Source organism: Crenothrix sp., assembly GCF_043729335.1.
Taxonomy (GTDB): Bacteria; Pseudomonadota; Gammaproteobacteria; order Methylococcales; family Methylomonadaceae; genus Crenothrix.
This window is the reverse complement of record NZ_JAYTLQ010000010.1, coordinates 24394-47046: the sequence shown is the minus strand read 5'-3', so window position 1 is coordinate 47046 and position 22653 is coordinate 24394. Positions and strand designations below refer to the sequence as shown.

25 protein-coding genes and 1 pseudogene are annotated in these 22653 nt (G+C 42.6%); 9 read left to right on the top strand and 17 right to left on the bottom strand.

The window, feature by feature from the left end; genetic code table 11:
- The first annotated feature begins 37 nt into the window (after window positions 1-37).
- The 5 genes from ACHZC4_RS03145 (at window position 38) to ACHZC4_RS03125 (ending at window position 2101) form a co-directional block, all read left to right on the top strand.
- Window positions 38-745 (top strand): double zinc ribbon domain-containing protein, encoded by a 708-nt coding sequence (locus tag ACHZC4_RS03145; RefSeq protein ID WP_394752326.1) that lies wholly within the window; start codon window positions 38-40, stop codon window positions 743-745.
- Between the two features lie 161 nt (window positions 746-906).
- Complete coding sequence (locus ACHZC4_RS03140; RefSeq protein ID WP_394752325.1) at window positions 907-1125, top strand: hypothetical protein; 219 nt, start codon at window positions 907-909, stop codon at window positions 1123-1125.
- A gap of 13 nt (window positions 1126-1138) precedes the next feature.
- The gene (locus ACHZC4_RS03135) at window positions 1139-1513 is read left to right on the top strand and encodes a hypothetical protein (RefSeq protein WP_394752324.1); all 375 of its coding nucleotides are present in this window, start codon (window positions 1139-1141) and stop codon (window positions 1511-1513) included.
- 49 nt (window positions 1514-1562) lie between these two features.
- A complete protein-coding gene (locus tag ACHZC4_RS03130) occupies window positions 1563-1940 on the top strand; it encodes a hypothetical protein (protein WP_394752323.1) in 378 nt (125 codons plus the stop codon).
- Window positions 1847-2101: a CsiV family protein gene (locus ACHZC4_RS03125; RefSeq protein WP_394752408.1), complete on the top strand. Its 255-nt coding sequence runs from the start codon at window positions 1847-1849 to the stop codon at window positions 2099-2101. The genes ACHZC4_RS03130 and ACHZC4_RS03125 overlap by 94 nt, the downstream gene beginning before the upstream one ends.
- A 43-nt stretch (window positions 2102-2144) precedes the next feature.
- On the opposite strand, the gene ACHZC4_RS03120 is transcribed toward ACHZC4_RS03125, so the two are convergent.
- The 8 genes and pseudogenes from ACHZC4_RS03120 to ACHZC4_RS03085 all read right to left on the bottom strand — a co-directional run bounded on the left by ACHZC4_RS03120 (window position 2145) and on the right by ACHZC4_RS03085 (window position 10994).
- On the bottom strand, window positions 2145-2342 hold the full coding sequence (locus ACHZC4_RS03120) for a hypothetical protein (protein WP_394752322.1): 198 nt from the start codon (window positions 2340-2342) through the stop codon (window positions 2145-2147).
- 232 nt (window positions 2343-2574) lie between these two features.
- A complete protein-coding gene (locus ACHZC4_RS03115) occupies window positions 2575-2889 on the bottom strand; it encodes a hypothetical protein (protein WP_394752321.1) in 315 nt (104 codons plus the stop codon).
- Between the two features lie 31 nt (window positions 2890-2920).
- Complete coding sequence (locus ACHZC4_RS03110; RefSeq protein WP_394752320.1) at window positions 2921-3103, bottom strand: hypothetical protein; 183 nt, start codon at window positions 3101-3103, stop codon at window positions 2921-2923.
- Between the two features lie 24 nt (window positions 3104-3127).
- Window positions 3128-6382 carry a tetratricopeptide repeat protein gene (locus ACHZC4_RS03105; protein ID WP_394752319.1) on the bottom strand — a complete coding sequence of 1085 codons (3255 nt, stop codon included), beginning with the start codon at window positions 6380-6382 and terminating at the stop codon, window positions 3128-3130.
- A 256-nt stretch (window positions 6383-6638) separates the two neighbouring features.
- On the bottom strand, window positions 6639-7877 hold the full coding sequence (locus tag ACHZC4_RS03100) for a competence/damage-inducible protein A (protein ID WP_394752318.1): 1239 nt from the start codon (window positions 7875-7877) through the stop codon (window positions 6639-6641).
- 39 nt (window positions 7878-7916) lie between these two features.
- Window positions 7917-7982: pseudogene (locus ACHZC4_RS03095) on the bottom strand (hypothetical protein); the annotation flags it as partial.
- A 161-nt stretch (window positions 7983-8143) separates the two neighbouring features.
- Window positions 8144-8959: an efflux RND transporter periplasmic adaptor subunit gene (locus ACHZC4_RS03090; protein ID WP_394752317.1), complete on the bottom strand. Its 816-nt coding sequence runs from the start codon at window positions 8957-8959 to the stop codon at window positions 8144-8146.
- Between the two features lie 235 nt (window positions 8960-9194).
- Window positions 9195-10994, bottom strand: coding sequence for a transglycosylase SLT domain-containing protein (locus tag ACHZC4_RS03085; RefSeq protein ID WP_394752316.1), 1800 nt, complete (start codon window positions 10992-10994; stop codon window positions 9195-9197).
- Window positions 10995-11180: 186 nt separating this feature from the next.
- On the opposite strand from ACHZC4_RS03085, the gene ACHZC4_RS03080 reads away from it, so the two are divergent.
- Both ACHZC4_RS03080 and ACHZC4_RS03075 read left to right on the top strand, forming a co-directional pair.
- Window positions 11181-11492, top strand: a complete 312-nt coding sequence (locus tag ACHZC4_RS03080; protein ID WP_394752315.1) for a DUF3301 domain-containing protein — start codon at window positions 11181-11183, stop codon at window positions 11490-11492.
- 62 nt (window positions 11493-11554) lie between these two features.
- The gene (locus ACHZC4_RS03075; protein WP_394752314.1) at window positions 11555-11842 is read left to right on the top strand and encodes a hypothetical protein; all 288 of its coding nucleotides are present in this window, start codon (window positions 11555-11557) and stop codon (window positions 11840-11842) included.
- Window positions 11843-11905: 63 nt separating this feature from the next.
- Here ACHZC4_RS03075 and ACHZC4_RS03070 read toward each other — a convergent pair whose 3' ends face one another.
- The 3 genes from ACHZC4_RS03070 to sucC all read right to left on the bottom strand — a co-directional run bounded on the left by ACHZC4_RS03070 (window position 11906) and on the right by sucC (window position 14783).
- Complete coding sequence (locus ACHZC4_RS03070) at window positions 11906-12688, bottom strand: enoyl-ACP reductase (protein WP_394752313.1); 783 nt, start codon at window positions 12686-12688, stop codon at window positions 11906-11908.
- A 65-nt stretch (window positions 12689-12753) separates the two neighbouring features.
- Window positions 12754-13620, bottom strand: a complete 867-nt coding sequence (gene sucD, locus ACHZC4_RS03065) for a succinate--CoA ligase subunit alpha (protein ID WP_394752312.1) — start codon at window positions 13618-13620, stop codon at window positions 12754-12756.
- Entirely contained in the window at window positions 13617-14783 is a 1167-nt protein-coding gene (gene sucC / locus ACHZC4_RS03060) for an ADP-forming succinate--CoA ligase subunit beta (protein WP_394752311.1), read from the bottom strand. The genes sucD and sucC overlap by 4 nt, the downstream gene beginning before the upstream one ends.
- A 112-nt stretch (window positions 14784-14895) precedes the next feature.
- On the opposite strand from sucC, the gene ACHZC4_RS03055 reads away from it, so the two are divergent.
- Both ACHZC4_RS03055 and ACHZC4_RS03050 read left to right on the top strand, forming a co-directional pair.
- Window positions 14896-16524 (top strand): sensor histidine kinase, encoded by a 1629-nt coding sequence (locus tag ACHZC4_RS03055; protein WP_394752310.1) that lies wholly within the window; start codon window positions 14896-14898, stop codon window positions 16522-16524.
- Entirely contained in the window at window positions 16521-17861 is a 1341-nt protein-coding gene (locus ACHZC4_RS03050; RefSeq protein WP_394752309.1) for a sigma-54-dependent transcriptional regulator, read from the top strand. Before ACHZC4_RS03055 ends, ACHZC4_RS03050 begins: the two co-directional genes overlap by 4 nt.
- A gap of 30 nt (window positions 17862-17891) precedes the next feature.
- Here the strand turns inward: ACHZC4_RS03050 and ACHZC4_RS03045 are convergent, their stop codons facing one another.
- From ACHZC4_RS03045 to ACHZC4_RS03020, 6 genes are all read right to left on the bottom strand, one after another.
- Complete coding sequence (locus tag ACHZC4_RS03045; protein WP_394752308.1) at window positions 17892-18425, bottom strand: hypothetical protein; 534 nt, start codon at window positions 18423-18425, stop codon at window positions 17892-17894.
- Between the two features lie 208 nt (window positions 18426-18633).
- Window positions 18634-19533, bottom strand: coding sequence for a type II CAAX prenyl endopeptidase Rce1 family protein (locus tag ACHZC4_RS03040; protein ID WP_394752307.1), 900 nt, complete (start codon window positions 19531-19533; stop codon window positions 18634-18636).
- Window positions 19530-20261: a 16S rRNA (uracil(1498)-N(3))-methyltransferase gene (locus tag ACHZC4_RS03035; protein ID WP_394752306.1), complete on the bottom strand. Its 732-nt coding sequence runs from the start codon at window positions 20259-20261 to the stop codon at window positions 19530-19532. Before ACHZC4_RS03035 ends, ACHZC4_RS03040 begins: the two co-directional genes overlap by 4 nt.
- Complete coding sequence (locus ACHZC4_RS03030) at window positions 20262-21614, bottom strand: adenosylmethionine--8-amino-7-oxononanoate transaminase (protein WP_394752305.1); 1353 nt, start codon at window positions 21612-21614, stop codon at window positions 20262-20264.
- 134 nt (window positions 21615-21748) lie between these two features.
- Entirely contained in the window at window positions 21749-21940 is a 192-nt protein-coding gene (locus tag ACHZC4_RS03025) for a DUF433 domain-containing protein (RefSeq protein ID WP_394752304.1), read from the bottom strand.
- 94 nt (window positions 21941-22034) lie between these two features.
- Window positions 22035-22517, bottom strand: coding sequence for a copper resistance protein NlpE (locus ACHZC4_RS03020; RefSeq protein ID WP_394752303.1), 483 nt, complete (start codon window positions 22515-22517; stop codon window positions 22035-22037).
- Between the last annotated feature and the right edge of the window lie 136 nt (window positions 22518-22653).

Genomic DNA, 22653 nt, shown 5'->3' with positions numbered 1-22653 from the left:
TGACAACAATCGGCGACACACTTGTCAACTTGCTGCCATGAAAATAGGATACAACTGGCTTAATATTATACAGAAGAACCTGTTACCGCCTATTTGTATCTTATGCGGCCATGCGGGGATGGATGATTTGGATTTGTGCGACTCCTGTTACCGGCATTTGCCTAGCAATCATCATTGCTGCTGGCAATGTGCTGAAACGCTGGAGATAACCACTCCCACAAAAAGCCTTTGTGGACGTTGTGTCTCCCTTAAACCAGCATTTGATAGAACCTACGCTCCCTTTCTGCACCAAGGTGTGCCCCGCTACCTGATTACCTCACTCAAATTTAGTGCCAATTATAAAAATGCCCGCTTATTGGGGAATCTTTTGGGTGACTATCTGCAAAAACATGCGGAACTCCCCGATGTTATTATTCCGATACCTTTGCACAAATCCCGATATAGAGAACGTGGCTTTAACCAATCCATTGAAATCGCCCGGACTATCGCCAAACAGCTTAAGTTACCGCTGGATGTTGAAAGTTGTATTCGCCATCGCGATACTCAGCACCAAACCTCATTAACTGCCAAAGAACGCCGTCACAATATAAAAAATGCTTTTTCACTGATTAAGCCGATAACTGCACGACATATTGCCGTTGTGGATGATGTGATGACGACGGGATCAACTGTACATGAGCTGGCGGCAGTATTAAAAAACTTCGGTGTAAAACGAGTAGATGTCTGGGCTTGTGCAAGAGCTTAAAGCTGTAAACCTTACTTAAACTGTTTCACGCACACATTCAGCATTAGTATTGTAAGTTTTTATGTTTTATAGTATTTTGTCGGATGAGTGAGGTCGCCATTGCAACTTGTGGTCACCGGGCTCCAGTTTTTTGTTATAACCTGATAAATTTGGAGGGATATATGGCACAACTATCGTGGATGTCGGCAGTAAACACCGTGGTTGACTGGATACAAAAACGTATAACCGAACGCTCGTCTTGGGATGGACTTACTATCATTGTCATCAGTATTTTGGCATTAATTGCATCCCCCTTCATAAAATATGCGGCTTGGCTGGGTTTAGGCTACGGCGCGTGGACTTTATGGAAAACAGAAAAAACCAGTGTAAAACAACAATAACTATTTGCGCTTTGTGCAAACAAAAGCGTCTTTGAAAACTGAGATGGAGAAAACTGCTATGACGAAAGATGAAGCTCAAGTTAAATTAGAAGAAACTACAACCGGCTTACAATCTGATATTGATAGATTACAAGCAAGAGCCGCAGAAGCGACCGATGATATTAAAGCAGAACTTGACGAACAAATTGAAAATTTAAAGGTTCAATTTTCAGAAGTTCAAGCAAAATTTGAAACTGTAAAAGACGCAACAGAAGAATCTTGGGAAGAACTGAAAGCTGATATTGAATCTATGTGGGATAGCGCCAGCGCTGAAATTAAAGAAGAAATAGAAGAGCATACCAGCAATCCAAACGGTTTGTTTGCCAAAATCAAGGCGATATTCAGTTAAAATACCGACCAATGGTGGCGTCTGTCTTGTACATTCGCCTCCTTGTATTTTGGGTAAAAGGCCATTGTGCTTAAGCAAGATGGCGGGTTTGGCTATTTTTCTGGCAATCTCAAGCAATGCTTTTGCGGAAGACATTAATTACCGTATTGGGCTGATAGTTTTTGCTCAAAACCTGCCTAGCTCCGAAACATTTAATCAATCCAAAAGCCAGATTGAATGGCCAACCACTGCGTTATTAAGCGAGCTGTCCAGCTTTAAATCAGCGCACAGCACACTCACCGACACAGTTAACGCGTTAGCCAAAAATCCGCTTTATCAACCGTTGTTGCATGGCTGCAAGAGCAAGAGCAACTATCCCCTGTTCACATCACAAATAACGATGGCCGCATCAATGGCTTTGTCCAGCTTAAAAACACTTCGAGCTTAGAATTATTTGCTGATTTTGAATATACAATCTCTTCGCCACATAGCGACAGTAAACCCGAAGTGTTGTACCGTCTTAACGAAACACGCCCGATCAAATTGAATGAAATTTATTATCTGGATCATCCTAAGTTTGGGGTTGTTGCCAAGATAACTGTGCCTTGACACGAGCTTGCTAAATTGAGTTTAAAGTAAATGTTTTAGCTGGTTAAAAAACATCTTTTACAAAGCCAATGGGTAAATCAGGCTTTTCTTCCGTTATCTTTCCCAGTCGTGCCCAATGCTCTATTTGCTTGGGTACGGATCTGTGCATGGCCATTGCCGTTGCTTTTACGTCTTTAATAAAATCGCCGGATAATTTAATAGTCGCCATAGCACCACTCTTTTTAACAAATAAGAAAGACATTACTGCACAGCAAAAGGTTGTAAAAAGTAACCTAGAAGAGTTGGCAGGGTGGTTTAGCATTAACAAGCCAGCTTTGCTAACATAGTCCTCCCTGTATAAACACACGGCATAGGTAAAAATCACCCGAAAAAGGTTTCGTTGATTGCATTAGTGGATTGCTGACGCGAATCCACCTTACAATTAATCCGTCTTACGGCCTTCTACAATTTACCGACCTACGGTCTTAGTTAAGTTAACAATTTGTAGGTAGAGTAATACCCGCACCATTTACAGTGGGTGATGTTGTGCAGCAACTCCTACTCTCAAAAGTTTTACCGGATACTACGTTAGGAATACCAGGCGCAACGCTAGAAACTTTAGAACATTTAGCAGAACCAGTCTTTCCATCCCAAGTAAGAGTACCATTGACATTTGAACATTTACATGCGAATCCTTTTTTTTGATTTACAAATTGAACCCATAAGCCTGTATCATTCCACGTCCATGCAGCAGTAAGTGTGGCGGAAACTACTAATACAGGTATTGCTTTAATAATATGGGTAGTCATATTAAATCCTCTATGTTAAGTATATAATTATTTATTTTTTGTAATCTTCATTATTAGTTATTAAGCTTTTAAAATCATTATCATACATATATGTAATAGTCTTAGGCGGTAACAAATTATTTCCTATATAACTGCCAATAAGCATACCAAGTACCATTGCAGAAAAATATATTGTTCTTACAGTATTTTTTTCTGTAACATATTTATTTATCATGATGTTCTCCTAATGTTATTTTTTCTAAAAATTTATTGTAATCCTGCCTAAAATTGTTCTATCATTAAAAAACTCTAGATTGTTATTAAAAATATCTGCACTAGTAAATCTAGTGATATTTTTATAATTAACTCTATTATTAAATAAATTTTTAATTTCTAAGCTTAATATGCCTTTACGTTTTGGTAATCGATAACCAAGACCCGCATCAAAAACAACAAATTCAAAATAAGAATTGGGTAAATTGGTTAATTCATTTTGTAAAACCCAAGTTGACTTTAAATTCATAAAAAGGCCATTTGAATTAAAGTACCGAATCTCTATGGGCAATTTATGGGTATAGTATTTCGTTGGCACTTGAGTATTTATTCCGTTAACTAAAAAATTATTTTTTTCATACTTATATTCAGAGGATAGTGAAAAATTATTGTTTATTGCGTAATAAAAATAAAATCTAAAGCGATCATTTGAATTATCAAGTTTCTCTAAGTAATTATTATCGAAAGTAAATGAATCTCTGCGATAAAACTCAATACCACTGAATAGCCCAGGCCAAAAAAAATCTAGTGCTACGCCATAAAAATCGAAATTACGGTTATTAAAATCGTCAAATATTTGATTAAAGCCAGTTACTTGAGTCTGTTCCAAAGTGTCCCTAACCAGTAATGGTTTATTATACGAAGAAAAATAAGCCATTCTAAACTTCGCATTATTATTTAAATCCCATTGTAAGCCGATCTTTGGATTCAATTTTGTAATATATCCAGGTATCGTTGAGACTGGATCGTGTTGATCATAACTAAGCCCTAGAGTTAAATTTATTTTATCGATAAATCTTGCTAGTGAATATGCATAAAGATTAAATCCATCCTGATCAGGTCTTTCATATGTAAAACTACGATTATTTCTTAATACAGTATCTGTTTGTATGTTGCCAATTTTATAGCGATTAAACCCAGATGTAATATTATAAGTATTATTTGAAAGAATTAGCTGTCCTTGCCAAAGTTCACCAATAGTTTTTGTTAAACTCGAAAATGACCCAGAATCTGGATCATTTGTATTAATTTTTTCCTCTAAATGAAATTGTGTGTTTTTGGAATTAATATGTGTATAAAGTCCAAGAATATGTAGTTGTTTATTTGGCTTAAAATGCAGGCCTGTTCTAACTATTTCTTGGTTTAATGAACCTGGATTCCTATTTGGTTGATTCGTTTTATTCAAAAAAGAATTTCTATTTAAGTATTCAAGCTGTAAGTCTAGATGATCTCCTAATGCTGATTGAATAAAGGCATCGTAGATATTATGTCTTTCTTTTGAATCCTGTTTATTAATTTGAGATAAATTGTCAACATTTATACCATCAGTTCCAAAGTGGAACTGACCTAAACTATAGGAAAATTTATTATATATCCCACTTAAAATAGCCTCATCCCCGAAACTATTTTGACTCCCGCCAATTCCCGAAAGAAGTAATTGAGGCCGATTTCTTTCATAAATACGAGTAAAATCTTGCAATGATGAATTAGCTATGCCGGAAGCATTCAATGAGCCACGTTGGGAAACCGACAAATGAGGTTGCACAGGGTTAATGTTGATGGGCTGCAATAGTTTTGCCTGCAATAATTCGCTCAGTTGAGCATTTTCCTTGCCTTGTTGATCTACGTAAGTATCGGACAAAAAACGATGCGCAGAAAAATTAGTAGGATCAATCTGCAATGAACTCGTAGCTTCCACTATGCCCCGTTGCTCAAACCCCAACGTATCATAAATCCGCGCCAAACTAGCCCCACGCGCCGCCCTATCCGAATCCAGCAATTGCTTAGAACGATAAACCGCCCGATTGTCATTCAACGCCATGGCTTTTTGTAAATCTTGCAACGCCTCAACCGGCCTGTTCTCCGTCTGCTTTTTAAGCGCATCATAAAAATACGGCGTCGGATCTTTAGGATCGCGCTGCTTTGCTAAACTAAACTGATCCTCCGCCAACGAATTGCGATTTTCTTCATAATATGCCTTGCCCAAATAACTGCGAATCAAAGAATTACCTGGATCAAGAATCGCGGCAATCTCCAAATCTTGCCGGCCTGCTTGCAAATCGCCATTACGAATCTTGGCCAACCCCAAACCCAAGCGTGCCAAAGGCGAAGAAGAGTCCAGCTTCACGGCTCTTTCAAAGCTTTGTAACGCTTCATTGGTATCCATACTTATAAGATGAGAAAATCCCATCACCGTTTGTGTTCTTTCAAGCGATGCATCAAGCCCAGAAGCCCGTTGTGCAGTTTGTTTGCTTTCAGATGTTAATCCCAACGCCAGTTCAATCTCTGCTTTGCGTGCCCAAACCATCGCATCATGTGGTGCATATAGCGTGGCTTTATTGGCAGCTTGGAGGGCTTTATCCAGCTCAAAACGGCCTTGCGCAGCGTACGACAGCGCAGAATAAGCCGTAGCCGAATGCGGATCAGCCGCAACCGCCCTGTTTGCCAAAGCATAAGCTTCGTCTTTTCGATTTTGGGTAAGTGAGCGTATAGATTGCAAGGCCAAAGCCTCGGCATCGTGCGGATTATTGGCCAGCAACGCCTTAATATCTTGCAAGGCCAATTGATCAAGCCCCACAGTAAGCCGTATGGCCGCACGTACCTTGAAAAAATACGGTGTTTGTTTGTCAGTTGCTAAAGCATCCAGACGCGATAAAGCCACATCCACATGCCCTTGACGAAATTCCTCAATAGCGGTGCGGATATCAGCATCAATAACCGTTGCTGCATCAGGATAAGGTAAGATCGGCGGATAATACAGCGCCCAGTTAACGGCATCTTGCGGCTTAATGTCGATTTGCGCTTTGGGGGCTTGTCCTAGCTGCGCCTGTGCGCCCTGCCCTGGTTTAAGACTAACACTGCCTTGGGTATTAAAGAACTTTACGCCACCTTCGTAAACCCACAGCGAGGCGTTGTTTTCATTAACACGTAAGGCAAACTCCGTGCCTTCTGGCCCCGCGTTGGCTATGGGTGTAGTAATTAGGAGGCGCTTAGGGGTTCGACTGATAAAGTGTACAAAACCTTTAACCATATTCAATAATGGCGCTTTCTGCGGGGCTATTTCATTCAAGGAAAGCACAGTGCCTTCAAAAAGGCGTAGCACAATGCCACTTGGCAGTTGTATTAGCGCCCGGCTGTAGACATCTACGCGTATGCGGCTGCCTTCACATAACAGCTCATTAAGTTGCGCGGGTTGCCATTGACCATTACTTTTTGGATCAAAAAACAATTTGCCTTGCAAAGATACTACCTTTGCGGCATGGCTATCCGGGCAGCTTTCACGGGCAATAATAATGCCCGGCCAGCACAGTGGCACGAATGAAAACAATAATGGGATGACCAAATAGCGCATATCCCTTCCACAAATAAGAATATTTTGTCAGTTCGATTCTAATCCGCATAGCCTTGTATTTACAAGGTAATATTTCACATGACAATAAAAAAATAGTGTGTTACAGGTTCGTCCAAGGAAAGATTTACAAACTCAATAGACGCTATTAGCGAGGGGCATTTAGAAGATAGCGGCGCAACACGTCCAAAGACATCACTGCTGCCTGCTTTTGCTTGCGTTGAATAGAACCGGCTATGGAATGAACCATAGGGTAACAATGATCCCCTGCAAGTAACACACTGTGCACTGCAATGGATTTATCTTTATCGTACAAAGCATGATGATCTTCAGCATACAGTTGTACCAACGCAAAATCAACGTCCTGCTGTTGCTGAATTTTCTGTGCTATTGTTTTGGCAATGGCTACTAAATCATCAACATCATCAGCAATGCCGAATTGTTGCTTTAACCGACGCAGCGATTGTTCATAAAGGCCACTTACCAGCCATTCTGAGCCAATACATTTGGCCGCCAACAAACCTTGGCTGACGGTTTCTAACACCGCTAAACTGTGACGACCTGCCGTCATCAATTGACCAATAGTAGCGACTAAATCACCGGTTTCTTCACCGAGGCCATCAATGGCATACACACAATCTTTCAAGCCATTAACAACAGCATCAACTAAAGTTTGTAGAGCTTTTTCTGGATATGCACACGGAAACAACAGTTTAATTTGCACATCCTCGGCGGCACGAAAACCTAATTGTACTTCGGAAGGTATCGAAATCGCGTCAATCACTTGCTGTATAGCCGACTCGCCCATGCCTATGGTTTTTAAAGTAACCAATCGTCCAGGGCGCAAGGTAAATCGCTGCGGAAAATTGGGTAAGAGCTTTTCCAGATACATCTGTTTCATTTCAGACGGCACGCCTGGCATAAAGGCAAACCAGCAACCTTGATACTTAAGCGCAAAGCCCGGCGCCGTGCCCAAAGCATTATCCAGTCGCTCAGCACCTTGCGGCAATAAAGCCTGCTTAGCATTAGTCTCTGGCATAATCCGGTTACGATTGGCATAAAACTGTTTGATTTGCGCAAAGGCAATATCATCCAATACCAAGGGTAAATTAAACGCTTTTGCTACCGCTTCCGCCGTTAAATCATCACTAGTAGGCCCTAAACCACCAGTGCACAAACAACAATCGGCACGCTGGGCAATTTCTTGTAATAGCGCCACCAAATCATCCAGCTTATCACCTACCGCTGTATGCCGTGTTACGGTAAAGCCAATCTGTACAGCCTGCTGCGAAAGCCAGGCAGCATTGGTGTCGGCAATTTGGCCGCGGGTGATTTCTTCACCTTGGGAAAAAATTTCCAGGAGCGGATTTATAGCATCAATGTGCATTAATTGAGATTGTTTAAGGGCATAAAAAAATTTAGTGTGTTAATACACACCGTACCAAAACGGCAGGGTCAATAAACTCAATGCCGTGGTTATCGTGAAAGCCCCTTTAGGCTTTCAACTTAAGGCGAGACAGGTGAAGGAGCGGTTCGTGGTGAACCATTCGACAAGCTCAGGAACGGTGTGCCTTATTGAGCATCCCATCTTATGTGTGTAGCCCGCCTTTACAAGTTGGAATCCAGCAGGCATTGACGCTGCACTATGTCACTTTAATGGTTAAAACTTCCCAAAGCCGCCAGATTTTCGGTAGGCAACAAAGCAGCTGTTACGGCATCCTCAATTCGGCCATAAATTTTAATGGTTTGTGTTTCCGAATCAATACGCCCACCTAAGCCAGTTAACTCAATTTGATAAGGTTTCGTGGTGTCTTCCAGATTAACTTGGTAATGCTTACCCAACGTGATGTGGGATATTTCGCTCGCAGGCACTAAAAATTCAACGTCTTGGCTATTATTATCCATAATTTCTAACAAAGGATCGCCTACCCGTACTATTTGCGAAGGCTTGGCAAAGCGTTTTACAACTTTCCCGGCAAAAGGCGCATAAACCACACAACGGCTCACTAAAGCTTCTGTGAGCATAACATTAGCCTTTGCTTCATCTCGCTCTCTAGTGGCAAGATCAATTTCCAAGGTGTTAATAGAATGCATATCCTCTAGCTGTTGTATAGCTTGCTCTTGTTGAGTGAGCACGCCACGCACTTTACTGAGTTGCGATTTTGCTTTTGGGCAACTGATTGTAGCCAGCACCTGACCGGCTATAAAGCACTCGCCATCACGCAGGTCAAGACGCTGAATACGCCCGGACATTTCGCTGGCTAAAAGAATATTTTGTCGGGCTTTTAGTTGTGCGTGCAACAGTAAATCAGGTTTTTGAATCTGATTTGCCGGTAAAGAATCAGATTGCTGGGATAGCGTAGATTGTAACGCAGGGATTTTTTTATCTAAGGCAGGGGTGTCCGTTTGAGCGTAAGAAAATGGGGCTTGTGTTAAAACAGTTAATAAAAAAACAAATGTCCGTTTCATTTATAAGGCTAGGGAGGATTTAAAGTGTTAATAATGATATAGATTAATAGAAAAAAACACTTTTGCACAGTGTCTGTCAAATTTTATTTAACACTAATGTACACACTTCAATTCCAGCTTAAAATAACTTACAAATATCATTTTAAAATACTTACAATGCCTATAAAAACCCAATTACTGACAAAATTACTTACACCAACTTGTTATTTACAGCGATTAAAATTATCCAGCTCTCTTATGGGTTGATGGGTTTTTTATTTTGACCCGTTGCTAAATCCAATGATACAAACGGGCTGCTGATACCAGGTGCATTAATAGCCATCATTGGTGAAGCGGCTACACTGATGGTTGAAGGTATTAATGACAAACTCGCTTCTTGGGTAGACCCAGCTTTTACCGGCGCATTTTTTGACAACTGGGTAGGCTGCTGACCTAAAAATTTTGCAATACTATCCAAACTGTCGCGTAATTTACTGGCATGAGAACTTGGCATCAAAAAAGTAAATGGGCCATTCGGAGTTAATTTGGGTTGGATATAAGCTGGGTTCAGTTGACAAAATTGGCCATAACTGAGATTAGCCATTTGCGCAACCTCCGTCAAATCTTTACCAATCAGATAATCAATGTCGGCTTTACGGTCAATTTTGACCTTAACAAAATAAGGCTCATTTCTAATCGGGCTGAGCTTTAAACCATAAGCGCCCGGATTAGAAAAAATCTGCGCTACCGCCAACAAACGCGGCACGTAATCCATGGTTTCGGTGGGTAACGTTAACGACCAGTAATCTGTACCTAAACCTAAAGCCCTATTAGCGCTGATTGCCGCATCAACCGTGCCCTGCCCACAATTATAAGCCGCTAGCGCAAGCAACCAGTCGCCAAAATGGCTTTTTAAGCCGTATAAAAAACGTACCGCAGCACGGGTTGAGGCGGCAACATCAAGACGCGCATCATAGTTTGCGTTTTGCACCAAATTAAAATCGCGTCCCGTGCTAGGAATAAATTGCCAAATACCGGCGGCACTCATCGGCGACAAAGCCGTCGCCTGAAAAGCACTTTCTACCACCGGTAACAACGCCAATTCCATGGGCATATCGTGTTGGCTGAGTTCTTCAACAATATGATACAAATAAGGCTGCGAGCGTTCAGCAACGCGCTGCAAATAATCCGGACGCTGTCCGTAGCCATTGACCTGTTTTTTAAAACGTCCGTAAATAAGCGCCTGCCGCTTCCAGATTTCCTCTTCGCGTGCGCTTTGCTTATATTCCAGCCCTGACAGCTGTGTTGAGGCGTCAACTTGAGGAGAAATGGGCGGAGTATCGTGTTGTTTTTTGGTGTAATACCCCGACGAGTCGCTAGCTTTGGCAATAACTTCTGAACTCATATTTGGCGTATGATCAGGCGACGATGGTGTCGATGTTGACGGTGGTGCTAACTGAGTACGGATACGTGTACGTGCTTGAGCACCCGAAGTTAAATAATCCGCACTGGGCTCTAACAAATGCCCATGGCGATTTTGTAGTGATTGCGCGATAGTCGCGTTAGCCGCGCCTAAATCAGAACGCGTGGCGTTAAGACGCTGACGACCATAACGCGTGTAGTTTTGCAGTGGAGCGGCCACAATACTGGGCGATGTAAGGCGATTGTGATTTAGTATCTGAGGCTGTCTGCCAAGATCTGTGTATTTACTAGCCAGTTCGGCCTGGATTTTTTCATTGGCAGTTTGCTGATCCGCGCTTACCTGAGTTGCGCTGACAGGATTGGAAGCCGTTGAAGCACTGGGCACATTGGCGTGCTGCAAACTTGAGAAAGCTTGAGGTGGCATTGGCTTTGATATTCTCATACCCGCACGAATACGATCCCAGACATTGCCTGGATCACGCGCTACGTGTTTACCATGGCCGCGCTTATGCTTGCCTCTGTGTGATTTAACGCTACTTTTATGTTTGTGGCCTGATGCCGCCAACATATCGGTGGGATAAATAACAAAAGACGCGCTTACAATAAGATTTAAAACTAAAACCAATGACCGCATTATGGACTACCTACTGTGTTATGACTATTTTCAGAAAAAACAGAAACTTTACCAACTTAAAAATTCAATCATGATAAGCATATTTTTGTCAATTACATAATACAAGTTTTTTAAACACATCTTAAGTGTTGTTATTTGCGATAATTATGCAACACACCTCTGTACTACACCCTATTTTTTCAAACAATGATAGATGATATTATTTTTATTGGCCTTTTGCTTGGTGCTTTTTGGTATTGGACTAGCGCGCAAAAAGTAAAAGAAATCGCTTTTAACGCTACCAAAGACTATTGTTTAGCGATGGAGGTTCAGATGTTGGATGCTTACATCGCCTTAAGCAACCTGGGTTTTCAAAGGGATAGCGCTGGAAAAATCCAATTAAAACGTACGTTTAGCTTTGAATTCTCATCCACTGGCTATGAGCGTTATAGCGGTAAAATTATTATGTTGGGGCGTAAGGTAAAATCGATTGTGATGGATCCGTATCGTTTGCCATAACAATTAACTTTAGGGTTGCTGTAAATGTATCCTGGCTTAAAAAGCCTTTTTAGGAGAATGCTATGAACAAATGTCCATCGTGTGGTTATACACAAAATAAAGATGCTATTAAATGTACACAGTGCGGGCATTATTTTTCAAAAGTTATGGAGATTATTTCTGCAGAAGAAGCGGAAGAAGAGCTACTAACGTTTAACGGCCAATGCAAACGTATTCTAAAATCAGGCAACATTAAAGCTGAGCTATTAGCAGAATACAAAAAATTCAGGGCTGGTTTAAGCCGCAAAGGCGTTTTTACCCTGTATGTTATTTTGGCTTTTGTTTTCCTGTTGACGTTATCTGTTCTATAAACTAATGGCAATTTTGAAATTAGAGACGCAAAATTTTGCGTCTCTACGAGAAGATTTATCAGCTTAAGAAGCTGCCAAGCCTGCAATATTATAACCACAATCAACGTAAGTGATTTCACCGGTAATACCCGATGCCAGGTCAGAACACAAAAATGCCGCCGCATTGCCGACTTCATCAATAGTGACATTGCGTTTTAATGGCGCGGTATCTACGGCCTTGTTGAGCATAGCCTTAAAATCATTAATACCAGAAGCTGCCAAGGTTCTGATCGGGCCTGCGGAAATAGCATTAACACGCGTACCTTCTGGCCCTAAAGCGACGGCCATATAACGTACATTGGCTTCCAAACTGGCTTTGGCCACGCCCATCACGTTATAGTTAGTAATAGCACGTTCCGCGCCTAAATAGGTTAAAGTCAGCAACGAACCATTGCGGCCTGCCATCATGGCACGTCCGGCTTTAGCCAGTGCCGTAAAACTGTATGAACTGACATCATGCGCTACGCTGAAATTTTCACGGGTGGTCACTTCAACATAATCGCCATTCAGTGCATCGCGCGGCGCAAAAGCGACTGAATGTACAATACAATCCAGACCATCCCACTGCTTGGCCAATTCTGTGAATACGTTAGTAATGTGGTCATCATGGCTGACATCACATTCAAGGATAATGTTTGAATTACATTGTTCGGCCATTTCTACCACACGGCTTTGCAATTTTTCGTTTTGGAAAGTAAACGCCAGTTCAGCGCCTTCACGGTGCATGGCTTGGGCAATTCCCCAGGCAATCGAACGATTACTGGCCAAGCCCACAATTAACACCCGTTTGCCTTGCATAAAACCCATTATTATCTCCTAGTGTTTGTTATTGAATGTGTTATTTATATTTTTGTGCTTTTGTAAACAAAAAATCAAAAGCAACGCTTCATGGCCAAACCAATATCAGTAGGCGAGTTGACCACTTCAATTCCCGCTGCTTTCAAAGTAGCAATTTTCGATGATGCTGCACCTTTACCACCACTGACAATTGCACCGGCATGTCCCATACGCTTCCCAGCCGGTGCAGTACGCCCTGCTATATAAGCAACAACGGGCTTGGTCACATGGGCTTTAATGTATTCAGCGGCTTCTTCTTCCTCACCGCCGCCAATTTCACCGACCATGACAATGCCACGGGTTTGCTCATCTTCCTGAAAGCGGCTTAACACATCAACAAAGTTCATACCATGAATCGGATCGCCGCCAATACCTACACAGGTGCTTTGGCCAAGGTTCTGTTGGGTAGTTTGGTGAACGGCTTCATACGTCAAGGTACCTGATCTGGACACAATACCTATAAAACCAGGTTGGTGGATATGAGCCGGCATAATGCCTATTTTGCACTCGCCTGGGGTAATAATACCTGGGCAGTTGGGACCAATTAAAATCGCTTGCGACTCTTGCATAGCGGCTTTTACCTTGAGCATGTGTAATATGGGAATGCCTTCAGTAATACACACAATCAATTTAATACCGGCATCTACCGCCTCTAAAATAGCATCAGCGGCATAAAACGGCGGCACATAAATAACCGTAGCAGTTGCCTCTGTTGCGCTGACTGCATCTTGTACGGTATTAAATACTGGCAAACCCAAATGTAAACTGCCGCCGCGTTCGGGGGTAACGCCACCGACCAGTTTTGTACCATAATCCAGTGCTTGCTGGGAATGAAAGGTGCCTTGCTTGCCGGTAAATCCTTGGCAGAGTACTTTGGTGTGCTTGTTAACTAAAATACTCATTGCGCCTCCGCCAGCATAACAATTTGTTCGGCAGCATGATCCAGATCATCAGCCGCCGTAAGATTAAGTCCGGATTGATTTAATAAATCCCGGCCTAATTGTGCATTTGTACCTTCCAATCTAACCACTATCGGTAGATTAATTGCCGTTTCTTTTACGGCGGCCAAAATACCTTCAGCGATGGCATCACATTTAACAATGCCGCCAAAAATATTAATTAATATGGCTTTGACATTGCTGTCAGATAAAATCAGCTTAAAAGCGAGCGCCACTTTTTCAGGATCGGTACCACCGCCTACATCCAAAAAGTTGGCGGGTTGCCCGCCCTTTAATTTAATAATGTCCATTGTCGCCATCGCTAAACCCGCGCCATTAACCATGCAGCCAATATTGCCTTCCAAAGTGATATAAACAGAGCCAAACTGCTGCGCCTGGTTTTCCCGGTCATCTTCCTGGCTGCCGTCTTTCATGGCCGCAATATCAGGATGTGCGCTTAAGGCGTTATCATCAAAATTAATTTTGGCATCCAGCGCCATCAGCTCGCCGCTATCCGTTTCTATTAAGGGGTTAATTTCAATTTGGCTGGCATCTTTGTCTAAAAACAACTGCACCATACTGTGCATGATATTTTCCAGCGCTTTTACTTGTACGCCAGATAAAGCTAACGCGTACGCTATTTTCCGGCATTGATAAGCCTGCAAACCCGCAGCCGGCTTAATATGCACAGTAACGATTTTTTCAGGCGAATGTTCAGCAACGGCTTCAATATCCATACCCCCAGTTGCCGAGGCAATAAACGCCATCCGCTGTTGGGCTCGGTCAATCACTAAACTCAAATACAGTTCACGTTTGATGGGATAGATTTTTTCAATCAACACACTATTGATGGGTAAACCTGCTGCGTCCGTTTGCACGGTTGCCAATTTTGTACCCAGCATAGCATCGGTAAAAGCGGCTACATCAGTAAATGTCTTAGCTAATTTTACGCCTCCCACTTTACCTCGGCCACCGGCATGAATTTGGGCTTTAACTACCCAACCGTCTCCACCCAGTTCTTGCGCCACTTGGCTGGCGTTTTCAGCACTGATAGCAAGCTTGCCATCAGGTATCGGTATTCCATAATTGAGAAACAGCTGTTTTGCCTGGTATTCATGAATATTCATTGCCACTCCTGATGGACACTAAAAATCGGCGAGTTTTTTTATCGCTGCTATGCTTAGCAACGTATGCTGACTATTCTAACCAAGTCCCCGCAAAACGCTACCTTAAAAAAACATGCCGGATAATAACACTGACATCATTTTCCCTTGCCCATTTTCGACGGGCTATGGCATTCCTGCACGCCAGGCCTGGACATTACTCAAAGTTTTTTTAGGCTATCGTTTTGTTTGTGTGTGTTTATTTGGAGTTTTATTTTACAGCAAAACCGGATCATCGTTTCTGGGTTCTTATGATGCACATCTCTACTCTTATAGCCTATACGGCTATTTTGCAGTGTGCATTTTATCGACTATCCTGGTATTTTGGCGGCCTTTAAGCTATAGCGTTCAAGCACAATTACTGATTTTCAGCGACATTATTATCTTTACCCTATTAATGCATGCCTGTGGCGGCATCGGTAGCGGCGTGGGTATTATGCTAGCGGTATCCATTGCCGCTGGCGGCCTGTTAGTGGGCGGGCGATGTGCCTTGGTTTTTGCCGCCATGGCCAGTTTAGCGGTGTTGGCTGAACAGGTGTATGCCACAATAACGCATAGCTTTGTGACCACGGCTTATCCTAGCGCAGGCATGTTAGGCGCGTCTTTTTTTGCCATTGCCTTGTTATCATTTGTATTGGCAAGCCGCAGCGAACACATGCTAAAAATTGCCACTCAACAGAAAAAAACCATCATCAATCTGGAAGAGCTAAATCGCTATATTATTCAAAATTTGCAATCGGGTATTGTTATTATTAACCCGGAAAAAACCATTGAAATGGCGAATGATGCCGCATTAAAGTTGACACATACCCTGATAAAACCCCAGCGACTTACCGAGATTTCCGAGCTTTTGGAGAGCTCTTTTGAGGACTGGCTAAACGATGCCAAGCAAGATTTTGTGTTGCTTAAATTGCCAAATCAATTAGAGCTGCATGTGCGTTTTACTGTGCTACCCACACCCGAAAATGTTTATTACTTAGTTACTTTTGAAAATATGGCCGTTTATAATCAACGGGTTCAACAAAGCAAACTGGCCTCTTTAGGGCAATTGACCGCCAGCATCGCGCATGAAATACGCAATCCGCTGGGTGCAATCAGCCATGCTGGGCAATTATTATCAGAGAATCCCGATTTATCCAAACCGGATTTGCGCTTACTGGAAATTATCCAAAACCATTCCAGCCGCGTTAATTGCATTATTGAAGATATTTTGCAATTATCCAGACGAGGCGCGACCACACGCGATGCAATCTCTTTGCAATTATGGCTAAAAGATTATTTAGAGCATTTTGTGATTGAACACGGGGCGTCTATGTCGTCTTTTAATCTAATACTCGCCAAAGAGCCTTTGGTCATTTATATGGATCCGGGGCATTTAAAACAAATTATGGACAATTTATGCCGTAATGCCTTGAAATACGGCAATCCAGACAACGGCATTATTACCTTACGGGTTTACATCTATCAACAAGCCCCATGCATAGAAATTATTGACCAGGGACCTGGAGTAAAGCCTGACCATATTCCGCGTTTATTTGAACCTTTTTTTACTACCTCATCCAGTGGAACCGGCCTTGGACTTTATATCTCCAAGGAGTTAGCCGAATTAAACCAGGCTACCTTGCGTTATTATTTAACCAGTGATAACCACAGCTGTTTTCGAATATTCCTAATGGATGCCAACGATATAAGGATTGCAATATGAGTAAGCCGCAAGTATTAATTATCGACGATGAACCCGATATCCGGGAGTTATTAGAAATCACTCTCAACCGGATGGACATTGAAACCTACAGTGCAGAAAATGTCAGCGAAGCCAAAGATATTTTAAAGCAAAAATCAGTCGATCTTTGCCTCACCGACATGCGCTTGCCGGATGGCAGCGGCCTTGAGATTGTTGATTATATACAACTGCTACCAAAGCCTATTCCCGTAGCCGTTATTACTGCTCATGGCAGCATCGATATGGCGATTTTAGCCATGAAGAAAGGTGCCTTTGATTTTATTTCCAAGCCGATTGATTTACCGGCGCTGCGGCAAATTATTAGCAGTGCCTTAAAACTTAACCAGCAATCCTCCAGCGATAAAGAAAGACGCACCCGTCATCTGCTGTTAGGCGAGTCGCCTGCCATGCGGGAAATTCGCACTAAAATAGATAAGCTGGCAAGAAGCCAAGCGCCTGTGTATATCAGCGGAGAATCTGGTGCGGGTAAAGAATTGGTGGCGCGGTTGATTCATCAACAAAGTCCACGAAGCGACCGTCCTTTTGTGGCAATAAACTGCGGGGCCATTCCGTTTGAATTAATGGAAAGCGAATTCTTTGGCCATAAAAAAGGCAGTTTTACCGGCGCGATTACCGATAAAAAAGGCTTGTTTCAAGCGGCGGAAGGAGGCACTTTATTTTTGGATGAGATTGCCGACTTACCTTTATCGTTGCAAGTTAAACTACTGCGGGCCATTCAAGAAAAGAAAATACGCCCCGTAGGAGACCAGTTAGAAGTTTTTGTTGATGTGCGTTTATTGAGCGCCACCCACAAAAATCTTGCCGAAATGGTACAAGCCGGCACTTTTAGGCAAGATTTATACTACCGTATCAACGTTATCGATTTGCAAGTTCCACCCTTGCGGGATAGAAGTGCCGATATTCCCGATTTGACTGCCCATATTTTAACCAAGTTAACCGGCGATAACCCCGTAACACTATCAACAGCGGCGTTAAAAGCGCTGCAACAGTACAGTTTTCCTGGAAACGTCAGGGAACTTGAAAATATTCTGGAACGCGCACTGGCGCTTTATGATGGCAGCAAAATAGAAGTAGATGATTTAAATTTGCCGATAGGGGTGAGTCATGTAGCTGATTCGCCGCTATATGATCCTTCTATGGGATCACTTGAAGATTATCTGGAAGAAATTGAAAAAACCGCCATCATGGCGGCCTTAGAAGAAAATCGCTGGAACAAAACGGCGTCGGCCAAGCAATTGGGCTTGTCGTTCAGATCGTTTCGTTACCGGCTGAAAAAGCTTAATTTGGATGATGAGTAACCAGCAGAAAATACTGCTGGTTACTAATACTTAAGGACGATATTTATCGATAGCTTCCAGCTTTGTTAAGGCGGTTTTTATCTTTGCTTCAACATCCGCGTTCAACTCGTTATTCTTATAAATTTTACCGAGCAAGCCTTCAGAGACTAATGCCTCTTTTACCCAACGTTTAGCAAAGCGATAATTACTGTAAACAAGTACGACTTCCCCGGTTTTTGGATTTTTTAAGCCGGCTTTCGCTGTACTTTGCTCGGCTGAATCGGCACCTTGATCCTCAACGTCCGCCACTTTAGCAGGTGCTTCTTGCACAACCGCAACAGCAACAGGCGCCACTTCTGGCTTGGCTTCCACCTTAGTTTCTATTTTAGTTGCCGGTTTTGCTTTGGGTGTAGACACGCTTGCAGTAGCTGGCTTCTCAGGTTCTGCAGGCGTTTCAACCACCGCCTTAGGCTCAGGCTGTACTTGGGGTGTTTCTGGCGTGTTTGTTGTTTTTGGTTCGTTAACAATCTGGTAAACAACGTAAGAAACAAATATGGTAGTTATTACAAACAACCCTTCAATCATAACGGCTCTCCACCTCTTAAATTAATTTTTATTATATTTGCTTTGCAACAAGCTTATTTCGGTCAGTCGGTCAGCTAAATTGCTGCGGCTTGAATATACCAGAAGCTAACGATGGAAGTAAGCTTTAAATAACGGAATCTACTAAGAATTTACCAATGTATACTGTAGTTAACTAAAAGTTAGCTTTAAGCGGCCATAGCTTCGCAAGCTATACGTGGTTTTGGGATTTTTGCCGATAAGCTCTGACAGAGTAAAACGACAAATATAGCGCAATGGCAATCGCCAGCCACACTGTTATCAAAGGCCCGATAACGCCATCATAATTGCTGACTAAATAAATATACTCTGAATGATAATCGGTATTAAACAGGGTTTTACTCATCTTGATTTGCCACACCCAACAGGTGTGACAGCCTATGCACAACCCTAAACTGGCGGGTATCCGCGTTCTTAGTAAACCTAAAAAAATACCTACCATCAATAGGGAAAAGAAAGCCGATAAAATCTGAGGGTTCAATACATTAACAAATGCTTCCTGGAATAATTGAAAGCCACTGAATATATTTAAATCTTGCTTGGGTATAAGCGTTTTGCTGTCTAAAAAATGCAGGATGGCGTAATAAAATGCTGTAATAAAAACAGCGGACATCAGCGGTAATTTTCGTCTTAATCCGGCCAAAAGTATCCCGCGAAAAATCGGTTCTTCAAACAATGAAACCAGCAGCGCCAGCAACAGCTCAATGACCAGTTTTTTAGCTAACCAATCCCATGTCCATGGCTGTGTGCTATCAACGACATTAATGCCTAATAAATACAGGATTACAAACACCGGCATTAGCGTCAAAAAACCTAATGCAAAGCCGTGTAGCAGTTGCTTTATAAATACCGATCTTTCAGCAATCCCCAGTTCTTGTTTACTGAGTTTAAGATAAAACATGGCCGGAATAATACTCAGCAGCAAAAACCCTTGCGTCGATTTTCTGATGATTTTGCGCAGTGGCACGTCTGCATCAATACCATGAACCACAAAATAGCCAACTATACATGCCAAAGAAATTGCACCTAATAACACCAACAACGGCACTAGCGCATACAGATAGAGTCTCACAGCCCAAAGTCTCCCCATAACATTTGCACGGCGGCTAATGCGGCTAAAGATGCGGTTTCTGTACGCAGGATACGCGCACCTAACCGCACGGGAATAAAACCGGCGGCTTTTGCCATCTCGCGTTCCGCACTAGAAAAACCACCTTCTGGCCCTGCAAGTAAAGTCACATGCAGATTTTCAGGCTGTAACTCTGACAGAGACGTTGTGGCATAAGGATCAAGAAACACTTTTAAGCCGTTTTGAGCAGGTAACCAACTGTCTAATTTTTGTATGGGTTTTAAAGGCGGCAGATAAGTGCGGCCGCTTTGTTCGGCGGCATGTTGAACAATTTTTTGCCAATGCGTTAGACGTTGCTGTTTTTTGTCATCGGTCAATTGCACTACACAACGTTCGGTTAATAACGGTGTAATTACGTTAACCCCCAATTCCACGGCTTTTTGTACCGACATATCCATGCGATCACCGCGCGAAATACTTAAGCCTAAGGTAACGGTTAACGGCGATTCGACGCTACGATCTATGCGTTCGCCTATCGCAATCATCACGGCTTTGCGAGTGACATCGGCTACGCGGCAACAATATTCGCAGCCATTGCCGTTAAACAGGATCAGGTTGGTGTCTTTTCTAAGGCGCAATACGGTTCTGATGTAATGGCTGGCTTCGTCATCCAGCGCTATGACTTTACCGCTGTTCAGCGTTACCGGTGTGTATAATCTGGAAACCCGCATTTAGTCTTGCACCGCAAAGTTGATAGCTTGCCAAGCGACATCGGCAATGTGGAACAACTGCGCTTCAGTAATGATATACGGCGGCATAAAGTAAATAACATTACCCAGTGGCCGCAGTAAAACGCCTTGTGACAAACCATGCTGATAGACTTTAACACCGCGCCGTTCTTGCCAGGGATACGGTTCTTTGGTGAGTTTATTTTTAACCATTTCTATGGCCAGTATCATGCCAGTTTGCCGCACTTCGGCAACGTGGGGATGGTCGTTAAAACGTTGCGCAGCTTGCGCCATAATTTTTGCCAGTTGTTGGTTGTTGGCAATAATAGCCTGTTGCTGAAAAATGCCTATAGTGGCTAATGCTGCCCGACACGCCAACGCATTGCCGGTATAACTGTGCGAATGCAAAAAGGCGGTGAGTTTTTGATAGTCATCATAAAACGCTTGATAAATAGTATCGGTAGTCAAAACAGCCGACAACGCTAAATACCCCCCCGTCAAACCTTTGGATAAACACATAAAATCAGGGCTGATCGCTGCTTGCTCACAGGCAAATAAAGTGCCGGTGCGGCCAAAGCCGACGGCAACTTCATCGGCAATTAAATGTACGCCATATTTATCACACGCCGCTCGCAGTAATTTTAAGTAGATAGCATCGTACATGCGCATATTGCCAGCGCATTGCACCAAGGGTTCTATAATAACGGCGCACACCTGGTCTGCATGTTGCCGCAGGGTTTGCTCCATTAACTCAAAACGGCGTACGCTGTAATCATGCCATGTTTCTCCGTCTTCCCTAAAGTAACAATCCGGCCCTGGTACAGTAATGACATCCATTAGCAGTGGCGCATACGTTTCTTTGTACAAAGCCACATTGCCAACCGCCAATGCACCCAGCGTTTCACCGTGATAACTGTTTTCTAAGGTAATGAATTTAGTTTTCTGTGTTTGCCCCAGATTACGCCAGTAATGAAAGCTCATTTTTAAGGCAACTTCGACAGCTGCTGAGCCATTATCGGCATAAAAACATTTTGATAAACCTTCTGGCGTTATGGCCACCAATTGTTCAGCCAGTTCTATAGCAGCTTCATGGCTAAAACCTGCAAAGATGACGTGTTCCAGTTTATCCAACTGATCTTTAAGCGCGGCGTTGATAATAGGGTTGGCATGGCCAAATAAATTAACCCACCAGGAACTGATGGCATCCAGATAACGGTTGCCATCAAAGTCTTCCAGCCACACGCCCTGCCCTTGTTTTATGGGAATAATAGGAAAGGTTTCGTGGTCTTTCATTTGGGTACAGGGATGCCATAACACTTTATGATCACGTTGTATTAGCGTTTGGTTTGCTGTCACAGGTGCTTCCTTTTTTCTGTATATACCATTAAATGAGTTCCACCAACAATTCTCCCGCAGTCAGTTTTTCTTCAATAATAGGTAATAATCGTTCAAACCAATTGAGTAATTCTTTACGGCGAGTGACCCATTTGTTACGCTGCATATTGAAGAGCGGCTTTAATGTCTTCGGACTCCAGGTAAGGGTAGTCTTCCAATATTTCTTCATTATCAGCGCCCGATGCCAGCATATCGAGAATATCTTTTACCCGAATACGAATATTACGAATACAAGGACGACCGCCGCATAACTGCGGATTAGTGGTAATTCTATGTAGCTCAGTCATAAGGTTCTCTTTTGGGTAGTTAGAACACGACAAAAAATATAATTTAGAGATATTCTTCATCACTCTAAGTTTTTGCCGTGTACACAAAAATGACTTAATGGGATGAATGGGATGGCGGTGTTGCTGTGATATCTTTTCTTCGCAACGTATACCGCTCAACAAGATCGCCAGTAAACGGATTGCCGTTTTCATCAAGCTTAACAAGTTTGTCTTCACTCACCAGGTATTGTTGCGGCTTTGCATCACCTTTGCGCGGTGTCAAAATGATGGTATCTTTTTTATCGCTCCAGTCAAACTTACCTTTTTCTACAAATTCCCTTATAGATTTACCGACATATTCAGCACTTAAAACATAGGTATTATTTTTGTTTAAAGCGAGCGTTGTTTTTATGCCCTTGCAATCGGTACACGGCATAAAACCGTAATAAAGCCCGGGCCAATCAAGGCTAGTTTGCTCGTGGTGCATATCTTGAATGTCTGTTGCAGTTTCTGCAAAAACGGGGTAACAGGTCATATAAACAGAGCTGGCTATTAAAAAAGCCAGGGTTTTTTTAAGATTTACTTTAAATGCTTGCATAGTTTCTCCTCAATGGTAATGGGTTCGCCCAGTAAGTTTACTAGGAATATCCGTTTCTTTATTGATTAAACGCAAAGGAATCTTAAGCGATTTATCCAGCTGGTTTTTTAGAGCGGTGGTAAGTGTTCACTTCCCC

Bases quoted from the DNA above. Each gene is read 5' to 3' on its own strand.
- ACHZC4_RS03055 (WP_394752310.1), top strand. From the start codon at position 14,896: ATGCCGGATAATAACACTGACATCATTTTCCCTTGCCCATTTTCGACG.
- ACHZC4_RS03050 (WP_394752309.1), top strand. From the start codon at position 16,521: ATGAGTAAGCCGCAAGTATTAATTATCGACGATGAACCCGATATCCGG.
- ACHZC4_RS03145 (WP_394752326.1), top strand. From the start codon at position 38: ATGAAAATAGGATACAACTGGCTTAATATTATACAGAAGAACCTGTTA.
- ACHZC4_RS03120 (WP_394752322.1), bottom strand. From the start codon at position 2,342: ATGTCTTTCTTATTTGTTAAAAAGAGTGGTGCTATGGCGACTATTAAA.
- ACHZC4_RS03080 (WP_394752315.1), top strand. From the start codon at position 11,181: ATGATAGATGATATTATTTTTATTGGCCTTTTGCTTGGTGCTTTTTGG.
- ACHZC4_RS03025 (WP_394752304.1), bottom strand. From the start codon at position 21,940: ATGACTGAGCTACATAGAATTACCACTAATCCGCAGTTATGCGGCGGT.
- ACHZC4_RS03090 (WP_394752317.1), bottom strand. From the start codon at position 8,959: ATGAAACGGACATTTGTTTTTTTATTAACTGTTTTAACACAAGCCCCA.
- ACHZC4_RS03085 (WP_394752316.1), bottom strand. From the start codon at position 10,994: ATGCGGTCATTGGTTTTAGTTTTAAATCTTATTGTAAGCGCGTCTTTT.
- sucC (WP_394752311.1), bottom strand. From the start codon at position 14,783: ATGAATATTCATGAATACCAGGCAAAACAGCTGTTTCTCAATTATGGA.
- ACHZC4_RS03100 (WP_394752318.1), bottom strand. From the start codon at position 7,877: ATGCACATTGATGCTATAAATCCGCTCCTGGAAATTTTTTCCCAAGGT.
- ACHZC4_RS03020 (WP_394752303.1), bottom strand. From the start codon at position 22,517: ATGCAAGCATTTAAAGTAAATCTTAAAAAAACCCTGGCTTTTTTAATA.
- ACHZC4_RS03070 (WP_394752313.1), bottom strand. From the start codon at position 12,688: ATGGGTTTTATGCAAGGCAAACGGGTGTTAATTGTGGGCTTGGCCAGT.
- ACHZC4_RS03035 (WP_394752306.1), bottom strand. From the start codon at position 20,261: ATGCGGGTTTCCAGATTATACACACCGGTAACGCTGAACAGCGGTAAA.
- sucD (WP_394752312.1), bottom strand. From the start codon at position 13,620: ATGAGTATTTTAGTTAACAAGCACACCAAAGTACTCTGCCAAGGATTT.
- ACHZC4_RS03115 (WP_394752321.1), bottom strand. From the start codon at position 2,889: ATGACTACCCATATTATTAAAGCAATACCTGTATTAGTAGTTTCCGCC.
- ACHZC4_RS03045 (WP_394752308.1), bottom strand. From the start codon at position 18,425: ATGATTGAAGGGTTGTTTGTAATAACTACCATATTTGTTTCTTACGTT.
- ACHZC4_RS03140 (WP_394752325.1), top strand. From the start codon at position 907: ATGGCACAACTATCGTGGATGTCGGCAGTAAACACCGTGGTTGACTGG.
- ACHZC4_RS03110 (WP_394752320.1), bottom strand. From the start codon at position 3,103: ATGATAAATAAATATGTTACAGAAAAAAATACTGTAAGAACAATATAT.
- ACHZC4_RS03075 (WP_394752314.1), top strand. From the start codon at position 11,555: ATGAACAAATGTCCATCGTGTGGTTATACACAAAATAAAGATGCTATT.